The 14710-nt window shown below is 64.0% G+C and carries 16 protein-coding genes; 3 read left to right on the top strand and 13 right to left on the bottom strand.

Annotation, left to right across the window (positions count from 1 at the left end; translation table 11 throughout):
- Positions 1 to 63 precede the first annotated feature (63 nt).
- The 5 genes from ACOI2T_RS07840 to ACOI2T_RS07820 form a co-directional block, all read right to left on the bottom strand.
- Positions 64 to 1329 carry an MDR family MFS transporter gene (locus tag ACOI2T_RS07840; protein ID WP_024444603.1) on the bottom strand — a complete coding sequence of 422 codons (1266 nt, stop codon included), beginning with the start codon at positions 1327 to 1329 and terminating at the stop codon, positions 64 to 66.
- Complete coding sequence (locus ACOI2T_RS07835; protein WP_024444604.1) at positions 1326 to 2444, bottom strand: PLP-dependent cysteine synthase family protein; 1119 nt, start codon at positions 2442 to 2444, stop codon at positions 1326 to 1328. The genes ACOI2T_RS07840 and ACOI2T_RS07835 overlap by 4 nt, the downstream gene beginning before the upstream one ends.
- A gap of 102 nt (positions 2445 to 2546) precedes the next feature.
- The gene (gene lpqS / locus ACOI2T_RS07830) at positions 2547 to 2963 is read right to left on the bottom strand and encodes a putative copper homeostasis (lipo)protein LpqS (RefSeq protein ID WP_024444605.1); all 417 of its coding nucleotides are present in this window, start codon (positions 2961 to 2963) and stop codon (positions 2547 to 2549) included.
- Positions 2964 to 3295: 332 nt separating this feature from the next.
- Positions 3296 to 4216, bottom strand: a complete 921-nt coding sequence (locus ACOI2T_RS07825) for a M56 family metallopeptidase (protein WP_024444606.1) — start codon at positions 4214 to 4216, stop codon at positions 3296 to 3298.
- On the bottom strand, positions 4216 to 4578 hold the full coding sequence (locus ACOI2T_RS07820; protein WP_024444607.1) for a BlaI/MecI/CopY family transcriptional regulator: 363 nt from the start codon (positions 4576 to 4578) through the stop codon (positions 4216 to 4218). Before ACOI2T_RS07820 ends, ACOI2T_RS07825 begins: the two co-directional genes overlap by 1 nt.
- Positions 4579 to 4920: 342 nt before the next feature.
- Between ACOI2T_RS07820 and ripA the strand changes: the two genes are divergently transcribed.
- Positions 4921 to 6324 (top strand): NlpC/P60 family peptidoglycan endopeptidase RipA, encoded by a 1404-nt coding sequence (ripA, locus tag ACOI2T_RS07815; RefSeq protein ID WP_024444608.1) that lies wholly within the window; start codon positions 4921 to 4923, stop codon positions 6322 to 6324.
- Here the strand turns inward: ripA and ACOI2T_RS07810 are convergent.
- The gene (locus ACOI2T_RS07810; protein WP_234788710.1) at positions 6302 to 6556 is read right to left on the bottom strand and encodes a hypothetical protein; all 255 of its coding nucleotides are present in this window, start codon (positions 6554 to 6556) and stop codon (positions 6302 to 6304) included. The two genes, ripA and ACOI2T_RS07810, sit on opposite strands and share 23 nt — an antisense overlap.
- A 137-nt stretch (positions 6557 to 6693) precedes the next feature.
- On the opposite strand from ACOI2T_RS07810, the gene ACOI2T_RS07805 reads away from it, so the two are divergent.
- Both ACOI2T_RS07805 and ACOI2T_RS07800 read left to right on the top strand, forming a co-directional pair.
- Complete coding sequence (locus ACOI2T_RS07805) at positions 6694 to 7440, top strand: response regulator (RefSeq protein ID WP_024444609.1); 747 nt, start codon at positions 6694 to 6696, stop codon at positions 7438 to 7440.
- The gene (locus ACOI2T_RS07800) at positions 7437 to 8621 is read left to right on the top strand and encodes a sensor histidine kinase (RefSeq protein WP_024444610.1); all 1185 of its coding nucleotides are present in this window, start codon (positions 7437 to 7439) and stop codon (positions 8619 to 8621) included. The genes ACOI2T_RS07805 and ACOI2T_RS07800 overlap by 4 nt, the downstream gene beginning before the upstream one ends.
- A 17-nt stretch (positions 8622 to 8638) precedes the next feature.
- Here ACOI2T_RS07800 and ACOI2T_RS07795 read toward each other — a convergent pair whose 3' ends face one another.
- The 7 genes from ACOI2T_RS07795 to ACOI2T_RS07765 form a co-directional block, all read right to left on the bottom strand.
- The gene (locus ACOI2T_RS07795) at positions 8639 to 9331 is read right to left on the bottom strand and encodes a DUF305 domain-containing protein (protein WP_024444611.1); all 693 of its coding nucleotides are present in this window, start codon (positions 9329 to 9331) and stop codon (positions 8639 to 8641) included.
- Positions 9332 to 9863: 532 nt separating this feature from the next.
- The gene (locus ACOI2T_RS07790) at positions 9864 to 10517 is read right to left on the bottom strand and encodes a DsbA family protein (RefSeq protein WP_024444612.1); all 654 of its coding nucleotides are present in this window, start codon (positions 10515 to 10517) and stop codon (positions 9864 to 9866) included.
- An 84-nt stretch (positions 10518 to 10601) separates the two neighbouring features.
- Positions 10602 to 11141, bottom strand: coding sequence for an HXXEE domain-containing protein (locus tag ACOI2T_RS07785; RefSeq protein WP_318264063.1), 540 nt, complete (start codon positions 11139 to 11141; stop codon positions 10602 to 10604).
- 11 nt (positions 11142 to 11152) lie between these two features.
- Positions 11153 to 11545 (bottom strand): DUF3703 domain-containing protein, encoded by a 393-nt coding sequence (locus ACOI2T_RS07780; protein WP_024444614.1) that lies wholly within the window; start codon positions 11543 to 11545, stop codon positions 11153 to 11155.
- A 53-nt stretch (positions 11546 to 11598) separates the two neighbouring features.
- Positions 11599 to 12285 carry a class I SAM-dependent methyltransferase gene (locus ACOI2T_RS07775; protein WP_234788711.1) on the bottom strand — a complete coding sequence of 229 codons (687 nt, stop codon included), beginning with the start codon at positions 12283 to 12285 and terminating at the stop codon, positions 11599 to 11601.
- 37 nt (positions 12286 to 12322) lie between these two features.
- Positions 12323 to 13861, bottom strand: coding sequence for a cytochrome c biogenesis protein ResB (resB, locus tag ACOI2T_RS07770; protein ID WP_409506450.1), 1539 nt, complete (start codon positions 13859 to 13861; stop codon positions 12323 to 12325).
- Between the two features lie 47 nt (positions 13862 to 13908).
- Positions 13909 to 14679, bottom strand: a complete 771-nt coding sequence (locus ACOI2T_RS07765; RefSeq protein WP_024444617.1) for a cytochrome c biogenesis CcdA family protein — start codon at positions 14677 to 14679, stop codon at positions 13909 to 13911.
- Positions 14680 to 14710 lie beyond the last annotated feature (31 nt).

The following is a 14710-nucleotide window of genomic DNA, read 5'->3' as shown; positions in this document are numbered from 1 at the left end:
ATCTACGTAGTTATTACGTAGATGGCGATATGGGGTGTCGGGCATGTTCGCGTCTTCGGGTGTTCAGCGGGGGGTTTGCGGGCCAGAGGATGTCAGCTGTTCGGGTTGAAGTCGGCCGCGTCGGTCCAGCCGGAACAAGGCCGCTGCGGAGGCCAGCCCGATTGCCGACAGCAGAACCCACAGCAGCCAGGGTTGCCCGAGATCTCGGGCGGCCTGCATCAGCGAGCCGGTGGCCAGATTGCCGACAAGAATGCCGACTCCGACGATAGTGTTGTAGAAGCCATAGTGCGTTCCGATGAGACGGTTGTTGGCCAATGAGACGACGGTGTCCATCTCGAACGGGAAGACGGCCGCCGACCCGACCGCCAGCACCGCCGTGGCGACGAGTAGCGCGGTCGCGGCGGCGACTCTGCCTGCCCTGGTGTCATCGGGCAGCACGATCAGCGGCAAAAACGACGCCGCGAGGATCAGCATGCCGATCACCAGGGAGCGGCCGGCGCCCCAGCGGTGGGCGAACCATCGGGTGATCCGCATCTGGCCGAGGACGGCAACCAGACCCGAGACCACGAAGATCATGGCGGTGACAACGGAATCGTTGCGCGGAAACAGGTCTCGCGCCTGAAGCGGCAATGCCAGATAGACCTGGAATGACAAAACATACGACCCGATCATGGCCGCGGCGAAGAGCAGAAAGGAGCGGTTGGCCGCTACTGTTCGCCAGTCCTGCAGCACCGATGTCTTCTCATCAGGCGTCCCCGCGGCGCGGTGGGGCAATGCTAAGAGTTGGGCCACGGTCAGCGCTGCGAACACGACCGCTGCGGCGGCTGCTGTCATTCGGAAATCGACGAACATCAAGGCCAGCCCGACAAGGGGTCCGGCCAGGATGCCCGCCTGATAGAACACGTTGAACACCGCGAAGGCTTCCACGCGCCGTGGGCCCGCGTCGGCCGCCAGATAGGCGCGCACCGCAGGATTGAACAGGGCGCCGGCGAAGCCGGTTGCTGCCGAGGCGATCAGGACCGCCGGCAGCGATTCGGCGAAGACGAGCAGGCCGAATCCTGCTGTCCGTAGGACACATCCGCAAACGATGAGCGGTTTGTAGCCCAGCCGGTCTGCCAGAGTGCCGCCGATGAGAAACATGCCTTGCTGGGAGAAGTTACGTACACCCAGCACCAGGCCGATGGCCCACGCGGCCAGCCCCAACGGGCCGGCGAGGTAGCCGGCCAGGTAAGGCATGAGCATGTAGAAGCCCAGGTTGATGCCGAATTGGTTGATCATCAGCATCCGGCTGGGCCAACCAAAACTGCGGAAGGCTGACAGCAGGGTCATCGTGGCTGCACCTCGGTGGGGTCGACAACGGTGGTGCATCGCGTCCACGCCGTGACTGTCTGGGTCATCGGGTCCTCAATGGTGGCGGGATGCCGTGGGGGCGCTGCGTCGAGCAGGCCGTGGGCGCGGCAGTAGTCGTCGTTGTAGATGGTGTCGAAGTAGCGTTGCGGACCGTCCGGGAAGATCGCTGCGACAGTGGCTCCGGCAGGGCTATTGCGTGCGACCCAGCCTGCAACCAGGGCGACCGCACCGACGCTCCAGCCGCCACTGGCGTAGTGGGTGGCCGCCAGGGTGCGGCATGCCCACACCGACTCCGCGGGGGCAACCCAATGCACTTCGTTGAACGCTTGGTAGTCGACGTTGCCGGGATAGATGCTCGATCCCAGGCCGCGCATGAGCCGAGAAGCCGCGGGCTGGCCGAAGATCGTCGAGCCCACCGTGTCGACGCCGATCAGCCGCAGCTGCGGGTTGAATTCACGAAGGACGCGTGCGACGCCGGCCGAGTGGCCTCCGGTGCCCACCGAGCACACCAGGACATCAACGGCGCCGAGTTGTTCGTTCAGTTCCACTGCCAGGCCGCGGTAGGCCTCGACGTTATCGGGGTTGCTGTATTGATCGGGATGCCAGGCGCGTGGGTCGGTGGCCAAGATCTTCTGCACGCGGTCACGGCGGGCCTGCTGCCAGCCTCCCTGTGGGTGCGGTTCAGTGACCAATTCGATGTCGGCGCCGAACGCGGCGAGCATATTCTGGATGATCGGCTCCATCCCGGGGTCGGTGACCAACGTGACGGGGTGCCCGTAGACCGTTCCGGCTAGTGCGAGACCCAATCCCAGTGTGCCGCTCGTGGATTCGACGATGCGGGCGCCGGGGGCAAGTGCCCCGCGGGAGCGGGCGCGTTCGACCATGTGTAGCGCGGGTCGGTCTTTCATTCCTCCCGGGTTGAAGCCTTCGAGTTTGGCCCAAAAGCCCCGCTCTTCTGACGTGAACGGTGCGCTGATTCTCAAGACAGGGGTCTGGCCGACCATGGTGGCCGGCCGCTCGTTGCGGCCGCGTTGTGGCTGTGCCGATCGGGTGTGGGAAGTGCGTGCATGGCGGATTGGCAGGGCAGGATTCATCGATGAATGTCGCTTCTGTGAGGCCGCGACGATGCGCGGCGACTGACGGCAGGTAGCGGTCACCGGCCACCGTCGAAGACGACGGGGCCTGACGCTAGCCGATCAGCGGCGCGCGATACACAGGTGGGCGAGCACGTCGCGGCCGGTGCGCAGGGCGCGGGCGTTCCGTGGTGGACCGCGGATAGGCGCCTTCGCCGCCTGGCACCACAGCAGCGGAAGCACAGCCACGACGAGGCCCAACGCGAGCGCGATCAGGGAGACCGTTCCCCGCGGCAGGATCGCTTCGGCCAGGGTGTCGGGCGTGCACTCGGCGTCGGGTTGGGAGACGTGGGGGTGGTCGAGCTCGACAGACATCGGCGCGCCGACCGCACTGGCGGCCAGTGTGTGCGGTCCGTGCGCAGGTGCCGCATTCACGCCGGGCAGTGCCCACTCGGCTCCGACGATGACGGTCCAGAACGCGATCAACGCCGCGACGATGGCGCGGCGGCGTTGCTCAGAGTTCGCGTCGAAGTACTTCACGATGTTGCCGACTGTAGCAGCGGATCGGCGAATTCAGGCTCGGCCCCTGAGCCGATGCCGGGTTGTGATCAGACAGCGACCGCCGTTGCGCCGAGCCAACCGGCCGTTCCGTCGCATGATCGACTTCGCCCGATGCCCCTGCGAATACGCCCTTTTGAGGTTCCGCGAAGGAGATGCAATAGACCAGTGCGCTGCCTGTACCGCAGATCATCTACGGTTTTACTACGTAGATAATCTGCTCTCTATCGGCCCGCGCGCCAAGCGGTGTTTCCTTTGCTGACGGCCTACGCGCATTGGCTTCACCTGCGGAACGTGCGGCGGGCGTTGAGGCGCTAGTGGTGGCAGAGCACCTGAATGAGAGCGGGTGTGGCGAGCATGGCGGTGATCGCGGCTGTCAGGCAGATGCGGTGGCGCCATCGCACGTGCCGACGTGTCGGGGTGAGCAGGCGCTGCGCTCGCGCGATGACCGCTGTTCCCGCCGCGGCGAGGCCTTCCCGTGCAGGCGGGTGTTCTCCGGCCAGAGCAGATAATCCAGCCAACAGCGGATGCGTGCCGACGCGGCGCACGGCGGTGTCGTCAGCGCACATCTCCAGCAGTTCACCCACACGATGAGGGGCCGTCGCGAAAAGCGGAAGCCACGGCAGTGTGCCCCCCAAAGCGCGGAGCGCCATGAGGATGTGGTGGTGGCGCCCCGAGATGTGCGCGTTTTCATGCGCCAGAACCGCTTTGAGCTGTGATCGGTTCAACGACTTCATCGCCGCGGAGGTAACGATGATGGCGTTCGGGCGTCCGACCACGCAGTAGGCAGCAGGCCGGTCGGCCTCCACGACCACCACATTGGGATGGTCGGTGGGTCGGCCGACGATCCGCGCGGCATGCGCGTGCTCGTGACTTCGCGCCCGCAGCCGCGACAAGCAGCGACCGATCCGCATGACGACGAACCCTGATGTCAGGGTTCCTACCGCGATGAGAACAACAGAACCGATTCGTCCGGCCATGGGTGTGTGCTCGGAGAAGCCAAACAGCTCCAGGCACAGCGTCACGACCGCGCCCGTACGAATACTATCCGTCGTTGCGCCGATGACCAAGATCAGCGCGACGAGCCACGCCGCCAACGTCGCGGCGACGGTGGCCAGCCAGGCGGCCACTCCCATATGGGGGCTGATGCCGTGACTGGTCATCCGCCTCAGAACCGGTGGCGCCCACCAGGCCAGCGCGCTGCCATAGACGAGCAGCCACAGCGCGGCGGTCATCACCGACGCCCCTTGCGCAGAGCCGCCTTCAATTGAGCGGACTGCTCGGCGTTCATCTGCTCAACAAAGAAGGCCAGCACCGCATCGGTATCCCCGCCGGCGTCGAACGCGGCCTTCATCAAACGCGCGGAACGCTCCTCGCGGCTCATGGACGCCTGATACACGTACGCTTTCCCATCGCGCTGACGTTGCAACCAGCGCTTGCGGTACAGGTTGTCCATCGTCGACATCACGGTGGTGTACGCGATCTGGCGCCGTTGAGAGATCTCGTCGAAAACCTCACGCACCGTGACAGGCTCGGCGTAATCCCACACGCAATCCATGACCACCGCTTCGAGGTCGCCGAATCCTCGCTGTTCCATTTGCGCCTCTCCCGCTCTCCGCGACGAGCTGGCCTCCTCGCGCCCCGAGCCCCTTCAGCCCCCAATGTAGCCGCCGAGCTGGCAAAAGCCGCGATACGCCTCACCTCGACCGCATAGGCCAGCATCTCTGCACTACCGGCCGCGGCGCGTGAAACTAGCGCCCGTGGCGCACAGTCGTAACCGATCTGAGACTGTGACAGACGTTCCTCCTGATACCAAAGTGATGTACGTTCCGACTGAGTACTATCGTGCTACGTACTCAGCTCGATAGTAGAAGTGCCGCGGGCGCCGTTCGGCTTAGGTGCGCGGCTCGACAACGCTCACCCCAGCTGAGGAGATTCGATGCTGCGCCTCACTTCTTTTCTGAGTCTCTGCGCACTGACGCCGGCACTGGTAATCAGCGCCCCGGGTACCGCTGTTGCCGGTCACGACGGCACCCCCGACCGCGACGACGTTCCCTCATTGGTTGCAGCGGTCGCCGACGCGAACCAGCGGATGGCCGACGTCGGTAGCGACATTCAGATCAAGCAGGAGGGCGTCAACCGTGCCCTGGTCGAGGTCGCGGCCGCCCGCGACACCCTCGCGCAGGCCCGGCGCGACGTTGTTGCCAGCGACCAAGCCCTGACCGACAGCCAACACGCAATCGAGGCCGCGCAAGAGCGCTTCGACCGCTTCGCCGCGTCGACCTATATGAACGGGCCGTCGGGTGCGTTGCCGCTGGCGCAAAGTCCCGAGGAGATCCTGGCCGGGGCATCGACCCAGCAGACCCTCACTATCAGCTTTCAGCGGGTCCGCAACAACCTCCTGCGCCGGCAGACCGATCAGGCCAACAAGCTTTCTGCTGCGACGGCAGCGCGGGCGCGCGCCGAGAGCGCCGCCGCGGACGCCCAACGCCGCCAAGACGACGCGGTAGCCGCACTCCGGGACGCCCAACAGACGTTTACCGCACAGCAACGCGAGGTCGAACGGCTCGCTACCGAACGCGACTCCGCTCAAGCTCGACTGGAAGCCGCCCGACCGGTGGCGGCGACAGCCGCCGCGCCCAGTGCCGCGCAACCCGGCACTGTGCCGGCATCCGGTGCTCCGTGGGACCGCGGCACCACGTCGCCGGGGGGCGCCACCAAGGGGGGCCTGTGGGACACCACGTTGCCGATGGTGCCCAGCGCTAACGTGGCCGGCGACCCGGTGGCCATCATCAATGCCGTCCTCAAGATCATGGCGACCTCGGCGCAGCTGACGGCCGACATGGGCCGCAAGTTCCTCACCAAACTCGGCATTCTGTCTCCTGTCACCGCCGCCGCAGATCCCGGCATCACCAACGGACGCATCCCCCGCCTCTACGGCCGCCAGGCCTCAGAGTTCGTGATTCGCCGCGCCATGTCACAACTGGGGGTGCCTTACTCCTGGGGCGGCGGCAACGCCAACGGCCCGTCACGAGGCATCGACCAGGGCGCCAACACCGTGGGTTTCGACTGTTCGGGCCTGATGCTGTATGCCTTCGCCGGCGTCGGCATCAAACTCGACCACTACTCCGGGTCGCAATACAACGCAGGCCGCAAAATTCCCTCGTCACAGATGCAGCGCGGTGACCTTATCTTTTATGGCCCCAACGCCAGCCAGCACGAAGCGATGTATCTGGGCGACGGCATGATGATCGAAGCCCCCTACACCGGGTCGGTCGTCAAGATCTCGCCCGTGCGCACCTCCGGCATGACGCCCTACGTCACCCGCTTGATCGAATATTGACATCGCCGCGATGTCGAGCCGGTGGACCGGTCAGTGCGCCGCGGTGCGGCCGCTGCGGATCGGCCTCCTCGGGCACGTCAGGCCGCCCCGAACGACGCGGCCAGCGAGACGCATTGAATAGCGCCGTCGCGCCGGCGATCGCAGCCGCCCACAGCACCACGACCACGGCACACAGGATCAGCCACGCTTGCCACCCGAGACCGTTCGGGCACACGTCCATCAGCCAACGCATGTCAGGCCCTCCTCCACAGTGAGCCTCACCCCACCGCAGGAGGAAAACGGTATGAGTCCTGTGAAGATCTGCTGAAGATCGAGCCGCTCGGGCAGCCACGCCTCGTTACGGGCGCACCAGCAGGCACCATATGGGACATGCAGCACCACCACCTGGGCGCGCCTGAGAGCGCGAAGGGATACCGCGCGCTGGTCGTCGACGACGAACTCCCCCTAGCCGAAGTGGTAGCCAGCTACCTCGAACGCGAGCAGTTCGAAGCCGTCGTCGCCGGCAACGGTGTCGACGCAATCGCCGTCGCACGCGACCTGGATCCCGATGTCGTCATCCTCGACCTCGGCCTACCCGGCATCGACGGACTCGAGGTCTGCCGGCAATTGCGGACCTTCTCCGACGCCTACGTCGTCATGCTCACCGCCCGTGACACCGAACTCGATACCGTGCTCGGCCTCACCATCGGCGCCGACGACTACATCACCAAACCCTTCAGTCCCCGCGAGCTGGTAGCGCGCATCCGCGCCATGCTGCGGCGACCCCGCATCCTGCAAACAGCCGCCGCACCCGCCGAACGAGAGACAGCCCCGCCGCGCCGCTTCGGCGCACTGAGCATCGACGTCGCCGCCCGTGAGGTACATATCGACGACGAACTAATCCTGTTGACCCGCACCGAATTCGACATTCTCGAAGCCCTGTCCGCGCGGCCAGGAATCGTGCTGAGCCGCCGACAACTTCTCGAAATAATCCGCGACGAACCCTGGGTCGGCAACGAACACCTCGTCGACGTCCACATCGGACACTTACGACGCAAACTCGGCGACGACGCCGCACGCCCCCGCTACATCGCCACGGTTCGAGGTGTCGGATACCGGATGGGAACCGGACAGTGACTCCCCCACCTACGTCGACCCCTCGCCGGCGTCGACGGCCGGGCCGTCCCGGTATCGGCCTGCGACTCCTGGCGGCCCAAGCCATCGTGCTGGCGGCCGGAACGGCGACGACCGCGGTGGTCGCTGCCGTGGTCGGCCCACCGCTGTTCCGCGAACACCTCCACCGCGCCGGTGTCCCGATGGACTCCCTGGAAGAAGTCCACGCCGAAGAGGCCTACGGCTACGCAACGGTCATCTCCATCGGAGGCGCCCTAGCGGTGTCAGCACTGGCCGCCCTCGCGGTCAGCTTCTACGTCAGTCGACGCCTCCAACGCTCCGTCACCGAAGTCGCCGCCGCGGCCACCGATGTCGCTGAAGGGAACTACGACATCCGCGTGTCACCGCCGCGCCTCGGCGATGACTTCGACGCCCTCGCAACCGCATTCAACCAAATGGCCTCCCGGCTTCAAGCCGTCGATTCGACACGGCAGCAACTGTTCGGAGACCTCGCGCACGAGATCCGCACACCCGTGGCAGTACTCGAGGCCTACATCGAGGCACTCGAAGACGGTGTGCGCTCCTTGACACCCCAGACAGCAGCCATGCTGCGCGACCAAACCCGTCGGCTGGTGCGATTCTCCGATGACGTCGCCGCGCTGGCGAAGGCGGAGGAAAGTGCGGTGTCTATGTCCTACGCCTCCCTCGACGTGGACCGCCTAACCCGCCAGTGCGTCGCAGCAGCACAAGAACGCTATGACACCAAGGGGGTCAGACTGCACGTACACCTCCAGCAACCGCTGCCGCCGCTGTGGGCCGACGAACAACGACTGTCTCAAGTGTTGGGGAACCTGTTGGAGAACGCGCTACGGCACACACCGCCCGGCGGGTCGGTACACCTTCATTGTCTTCGTGACGGCGACCGAGTAAAAATCGCTGTCGCTGACACCGGAGAAGGGATCCCCGCCAAGCACGTCACCCGAGTGTTCGAACGGTTCTACCGGGCAGACACCGCCCGCGACCGCGAGCACGGCGGCGCCGGATTAGGTCTCGCCATCGCCAAAGCGCTCATCGAAGCCCACGGCGGATCCATCTCGGTAGCCAGCGCTGGACCCGGCGCCGGCGCAACATTCACCATCGCCCTGCCCATCACCCCGATACGCAGCGAGCACCACCCTGCGACGGCTGACTCAACGCGTCCCTGACGAGTGCCCCCTCCGCGCTACTTGTCCAACATTCCCTGCATCGTGTCGATCTCCGCTTGCTGAGAAGACACGATGTTGCGCGCCATCTCGACCGCCGCCGGGAACTTGCCGTTGTCAACTTCCTGCTGCGCCATCATGATCGCGCCCTTGTGATGCTCGATCATCTGCGTCAAAAAGAGTCGGCTTGCCTCAGCGCCTTGCGCGTTCTGAAGTGCAGCCATATCGGCCTCCGACATCATGCCCATACCCCCGCCGCTCATGCCCGGCATGTCACCCGCGTCTCCGCTGGGCATTTGATGGCCGGGCATGTCATGGCCGGGCATTGCGGCGGTGGTGGAAGCAGTTGTCGACGAGGAGGCTCCCCAGTCCTGCAGCCAGCCCTGCATCTGTTCGATCTCAGGACCCTGAGCGTTCTTAATCTCGTTGGCGAGTGACACTACGGCAGGATCAACTCCCTGCTTGCCGAGCAGCATGTCGCTCATCTCGATCGCCTGCTGATGGTGCGGGATCATGCCCTGAGCGAACGTCACGTCAGCATCGTTATGGGCAGCGTCGCGGCTAGCAGTACTGGGCGAAGCCGACGCCGACGCTGCTGCCGAGGTGCTGCTCATCGATGACGGAGACTCGTTTCCCGCATTCGAACAGCCGCTGATAAACAGGGCCGACACCGCAAGCGCCGCAACCCCGAATCCAAAACGCTTGTGCTGCATCGCACATCCTTCCTCGAACATCGTCGTGACACCGTGCCTCAACGGCACGCCCTCGCGCCGCCGCACTCAAGCGTCGGCAAGCCGGGTATGGGTCGGCTCGTGATCCGATGAAGATTTGATGAAGACGTTTCCAGCTGCGAAGAAGTGTTCGAGCTACCCACTGCCGCGTCACGCGGTAGCCGAAAACCGCCCCTCTATTATTGACTTACGTAGCCTGAACCTCGGGTTGTTACTGGAATGGTGCACATCCACGGCCTTGACATCAACCCGTCGAACGGCAGCTTTACGTGGCAACTCAATACTGCCCCTACACCCCTGAGCAAAATAAGGCGCCGCAGCTACTGCACCAGGCGGATCTTCCTCAATTACCGACAGACGGACGTCAGCGGGTCGACGGTCGTCATCCCTAGGAGGCTGCGCAGCGCCGGGCATGCTAGCTCTCTAAGCGTCGCGGCATCAGAAAGGTGTTCCACGGCATTCCCACGGTGGCGCGGACCAGCTGATCACGCGTGAACTGCATCCCGAGCTGGTTCTATTTAGAGAGTGCCTCCTTGATCGCGGTGCCGAGGTCTGCATAAGTTTGGATCTGCAGTTGCTCGCCGTTGAGGAAGAAGGTGGGTGTGCCCTGGACGCCGAGTGCCGTGCCGTCTGCGACATCCTCTTGGATCCGATCGAGCGTGGCCTGCGCGTTGTAGGCTTCGTCCCACGCGGCCATGTCGAGGCCGAGTTCCGTTGCGAATCCGCGAAATACGTCGTCAGCCGGTACCTGCTTCTCGCCCCACTGGTCTTGCGTCTCGAACATCTTCTTGTACATAGCCTCAAACTGGCCCTGCTGGGCGGCCGCCTCGACTGCGCGGGCTGCTCGCTCTCCGTTGAAATGGCCGGGCATCGGGAAGTAGCGCGCAACGAAGTTGACTTGCTGGCCATATTGGGTGCGCAGTTGTTCAACGGCAGGGAAGGCTGCGCGGCAGCCTTCACACTCGAAGTCGAGGAACTCGACAAACGTCACATCGCTGTCCGGAGCCGAGCTCAGGCGATGGCTATTCTCGCGGACCACCTGCGGCCCGCCTTCTGCCTGCGACGTCGGTGCAGATCCCCCGTCCCGGGTCGAGAAGTACACACCCGCGCCAATGGCGACCGTTATGGCGAGGAAGGCGGTCAGCAAAATTCGCGTCATTGGGTTCATGGTGCGTTTCCTTTCGCTCCGTAGCACTTCGCACGCGGAGCGATCTACGGTGTATCTACGTAGATAGTTCTACCATGGTGACGATCATCGGCGTCCGAGCGCCAGTCGCTTCATGCCCCACCAAGCGACCGGAGCAAGCACGATTACCGTCCACATGCCAGGAACATAGGCGAACACGCGATCGTTCAACCACGGAAAGACGAGGTAATGGGCCAACTCGGTGATGCCCATGGAAGTGAAGAACGTCCACGCGAGATAAGTTCCGAATGGGCTCTCGCGCTTCATCAACGGCGGGATCAATGACCACGCGCCGACCGAAACGATCACCAACGCAAGGACCGTCGGCGACAGTGTCGAAGGTTTGCTGGCCCCAGTGACATTCGATAGGAAGTCGAAGAAGCCGAACTGTTTCTCCTCGACGCGGTGGAGGACAAACAAGAACAACGCGATCCAGTATGGCGCCTTCACATCGGCCCAGTTTCCGTTGGATGGTGTCACCAGCCATAACACCAACCCGCCGGCGAATCCCACAGTGAAGATCAGCATGGTCAATGGTCCGAATGCCACCAAACCCAGCACCAGCGTTCCGGCACTGAGGCAGACCGCGAATAGAACCGAACTCAAAGACGCCTTACCTAACGGTTGCTTGGCGGCTCCAACGCCGTTGCCGGATGGCGGTTCGTCGCTCGTCCCGATAGTTCCGCCATCAGGTCGGGCGGAATCGCCATGGGAGTCATCAGGCCGACGGTGGCCCGGCCGGTGTTTCCCGGAGGATAGCGCCCGCTCAGCGAGCCTGGCGCCGCCACGGTCACCCGGAGCAGTTGTCCGAGTGCTTCGCGCCTATCCCGCTGGCACACCGCGAGATACAGCATCGCAGCGTGGTTGCGCGTGTGAAGCCAGGGGTAGGGCTGCGACACGATGTGAGCACGTTCTAGGTGCAGCCAGCGGTCATCGGTTGAAGCCGCTGCTCTGGCCGAGCCCATCTCTCGGTCATACAGTTCACGAACGTGAGCTGAGGGTCGAATCATGGTGTCTGCCGCCTTTCGGTGAAAGTCGCTTGCTTGCCATTCCTCTGTACGACTCAATTCATTCGCGGGTCGCGAAGTTCGGCGCGGACGATCTGAAACGGCACGGACCAGCTGCTGGCAGGGTGATGGTTAGTGACGACGAGGCGATGGTCGACGAACAGATCCGCAAGGCCGCTCCCCAGAACCTCTCGCGCATGCGCGCGCTCAATCAGTCCGATGTACGCCCGATAAGCCCGGCCAAGTTTGGGCGGCGCGTCGTGATCGATCGCGATAATGGCGCCACCGGGTCGAAGCACCCGAACGGACTCCTTGACTGCCTCGCGGCGGGTATCCGTGGGTAATTCATGCCAGCCGAAGACACTCATCACCACGTCGAAGGTGTTGTCGGGGAATGGGAGTATCGCAGCATCTCCTCGGTGAAGTGTGACGTTGCCAACTCCGCTGCGCCGCAGTTGAGAGCGGCCGACGGCGAGCATTTCCGGCGAGATGTCAATCGAATCAATTCTTGTATTGGGCCTGAGCTCGGCGACCAACCGTGACGCGTAGCCGGTACCGCCACAAAGCTCGAGCACTCTGCGCGGCCGCTCGGCCGCGACCTCCTGGGCGAGGCGCTGGTGCGGGCGACCGAGCATGAACCGATTGCCGGCCTCCAGCAATGGCCCGGCGAGGAGAAACTTCAGTCTGTTCCGCGTCCACCGTGACGACGTGCTCATGCTGTTTTGCCCTTCCGTGTTCACCACACCATACATAGTGACATTCGCATATGTCTATATGTTTCTACGTCAGCGAGCGTCGCTCAGCGACTGCAGGAGTGCGGGTATCCGCCGGCATGGCCGTCACCCGTTCCACGAGTCGATCGAATTCCTCGCCCCAGCCCGCGTTGTCGGTGCGCGCCAATCCCCCCATCTCGACCTCGGCGTGCTCCGAATCCAGTCCCTGCCGGATCTTGATCCACAATCGTCGGCGTCTGACGACCAGCGACACCAGAAGTCCCCCCATCATCGTGATGGCGAAGACCAGCACCCAAACCTGCGCCGGGTCGTAGGAGACCTGGAGGCTCACGAAATCTGTGACGGCGTCGAATCTGATGATGGTGCCATCGTCGAGTCGCGTTTGCTCTCCGAGACTCAGATTGACGCGCGCCATCCGGACGAGGCGGCCCTGGTCGATCATGCGTCTGTCGAGCGCGAAGATTGATTGCGGCCTACCGGTGTCGAGCCCCGTGTCACCTTTGTAAATGTCGATAGCCACTGCGGGGTCATTCGCGGCCGGGAATGCTGACGACAAGAGCGTGCCGTCGCGCTGCTGCGTAGGCGCGAGAAGCCCTTCAATCGCGATCTGGTTCTTGCGTCGCTCGCCAGGATCAGGGAACGTACCGGCCGGAGGATCGAATCTCAGTGCGCCCGCGGACAACAGCGTCTGCAGCTCTTCGGGCTGCCATTGCAATGTCTGGGTTCGTTCTTGCCCGTCGGGGAAGACGACCGTGAAGGTTGGCGCGTAGCCATGCCCCAGGAGGTAGACACGAACGTCGCCGACCCGAAGGGGGTAGTTGACCCGTAGCGGGTAGGACCGCCAGGTGCCGTTGATAAGGTCTTCGTCCGCCTGATACTCGACGTCCGCGGAAAATGAGGTCGCCTGACCGCTGGGTTGAAACTCGGCGTCGAAGTTGTTGACTCTCAGACAGATCGGATAGAGCGATGTGCCGTCAACGGTAGTTCCTGGCCGGAACGCGTCGAACGCGGCGGGCGACGCTGAGCACAACCCGGGCCGTCCGTCAGCGATCACGATGGCGTTTCCCTCGTAGGCAAAGAGTTTGCCCGCTGCCATCGCGACCAGGAGGCCGATCAGCGAGAAATGAAAGACGAGGTTCCCCGCTTCGCGCAGATAGCCGCGTTCCGCGGATAGCTCTAGAACATCGCCGTCTCTGCGTAAGACGGTGCGCCACCCGCGGAGTCGGCGCGACATCTCGTCGGCGACCGTCTGCGGATCCCCTATAACAGCGGGGTTCTGATGTTTGGGGAGTCGGCTGAGGTTGCGCGGAGCGCGCACGGGCGTGGCGCGAAGACTGCGCGCGTGATCGATTAACCGCGGCACCAGGCAGCCGATTAGCGATACGAAGAGCAGGACATAGATCGAGGTGAACCACACGCTGGAGAACACGTCGAAGATCTGCAAGCGGTCAAGCCATGGGGCGAGATTCGGATTGTCAGCGATGTAGCGGTCTACGGTCGTCGGGCTGACGGGGCGCTGCGGCCACAACGCCCCGGGAATCGCTGCAAGAGCCAACAAAAACAGCAGGGCCAGTGCGGTACCCATCGAGGTGAGTGTGCGCCACGTATTACGCACCAAGGCGCGAGCGCGTTTCATATCGGCAACGTCGTGTTCGTGACGAATGCGTCTCGGACCCACGTGACGAATTCATTCCACAGTCCGGTCACCAACGCGGCACCGACCGCGACGAGCATCACTCCCCCGACGATCTGGATGGTGCGCGTGTGGTCGCGCAGCCAACTCAGAGCGTGTATTGCACTCGCAGAACCCAAGGCGAGCAAGAGAAATGGGATGCCGAGCCCCATGCAGTAGGCGATGACGAGCACCATTCCGCGAGCAATGTTCGCGCCTTGGGTCGCCGACGCTACGGCGATGACACCGGTGAGCGTCGGCCCCAGACAGGGTGTCCACCCCAAACCGAAGACTGCTCCGAGCAGAGGGGCACCGCCGACCGTGGACAAGGATCGAGGGGTGAATCTGATGTCCCGTTGGAAAGTGGGGACGAACCCCATGAACACCAATCCCATGAGGATGGTGACGACGCCGCCGATACGTTGCAGCAGAATCTGATTGGCGATGACGGACGTCGTCAGCCCGAGAATCGCGATCGTTCCGAGCAGGAAGACGGCGGTGAATCCCGCAACGAACAGCGCGGCCGCCCCCGCCACGCGGAGTCGAGCGCTTCTGGACGCGCGGTCGGCCGACCGGTCATCGACGCCGACCACCGCGGCCAAGTACGAGAGGTAGCCCGGCACCAACGGCACGACACACGGCGATGCGAACGACACTAACCCCGCCAATACAGACACCAGGAGGGCGAGCGCCACCGGCCCAGTGGTGGCGATCTCGGTGAAATCGTTCACTGCCGCCTCCAACACGTCACGCCGTGACTGC

The sequence above is a fragment of the Mycolicibacterium wolinskyi str. Jessa 2025 genome (genome assembly GCF_049241375.1).
Classification (GTDB): Bacteria; Actinomycetota; Actinomycetes; order Mycobacteriales; family Mycobacteriaceae; genus Mycobacterium; species Mycobacterium wolinskyi.
Note: the sequence above shows the minus strand (reverse complement) of the source record. Positions and strands in the feature narration are given on the sequence as shown.

Excerpts from the sequence above, each read along its gene's own strand:
- ACOI2T_RS07840 (WP_024444603.1), bottom strand. The coding sequence starts at position 1,329 with ATGACCCTGCTGTCAGCCTTCCGCAGTTTTGGTTGGCCCAGCCGGATG.
- ACOI2T_RS07835 (WP_024444604.1), bottom strand. The coding sequence starts at position 2,444 with ATGAATCCTGCCCTGCCAATCCGCCATGCACGCACTTCCCACACCCGA.
- ACOI2T_RS07825 (WP_024444606.1), bottom strand. The coding sequence starts at position 4,216 with ATGACCGCCGCGCTGTGGCTGCTCGTCTATGGCAGCGCGCTGGCCTGG.
- ACOI2T_RS07820 (WP_024444607.1), bottom strand. The coding sequence starts at position 4,578 with ATGGAACAGCGAGGATTCGGCGACCTCGAAGCGGTGGTCATGGATTGC.
- ripA (WP_024444608.1), top strand. The coding sequence starts at position 4,921 with ATGCTGCGCCTCACTTCTTTTCTGAGTCTCTGCGCACTGACGCCGGCA.
- ACOI2T_RS07810 (WP_234788710.1), bottom strand. The coding sequence starts at position 6,556 with ATGCGTTGGCTGATGGACGTGTGCCCGAACGGTCTCGGGTGGCAAGCG.
- ACOI2T_RS07805 (WP_024444609.1), top strand. The coding sequence starts at position 6,694 with ATGCAGCACCACCACCTGGGCGCGCCTGAGAGCGCGAAGGGATACCGC.
- ACOI2T_RS07795 (WP_024444611.1), bottom strand. The coding sequence starts at position 9,331 with ATGCAGCACAAGCGTTTTGGATTCGGGGTTGCGGCGCTTGCGGTGTCG.
- ACOI2T_RS07790 (WP_024444612.1), bottom strand. The coding sequence starts at position 10,517 with ATGAACCCAATGACGCGAATTTTGCTGACCGCCTTCCTCGCCATAACG.
- ACOI2T_RS07780 (WP_024444614.1), bottom strand. The coding sequence starts at position 11,545 with ATGATTCGACCCTCAGCTCACGTTCGTGAACTGTATGACCGAGAGATG.
- resB (WP_409506450.1), bottom strand. The coding sequence starts at position 13,861 with ATGGGTACCGCACTGGCCCTGCTGTTTTTGTTGGCTCTTGCAGCGATT.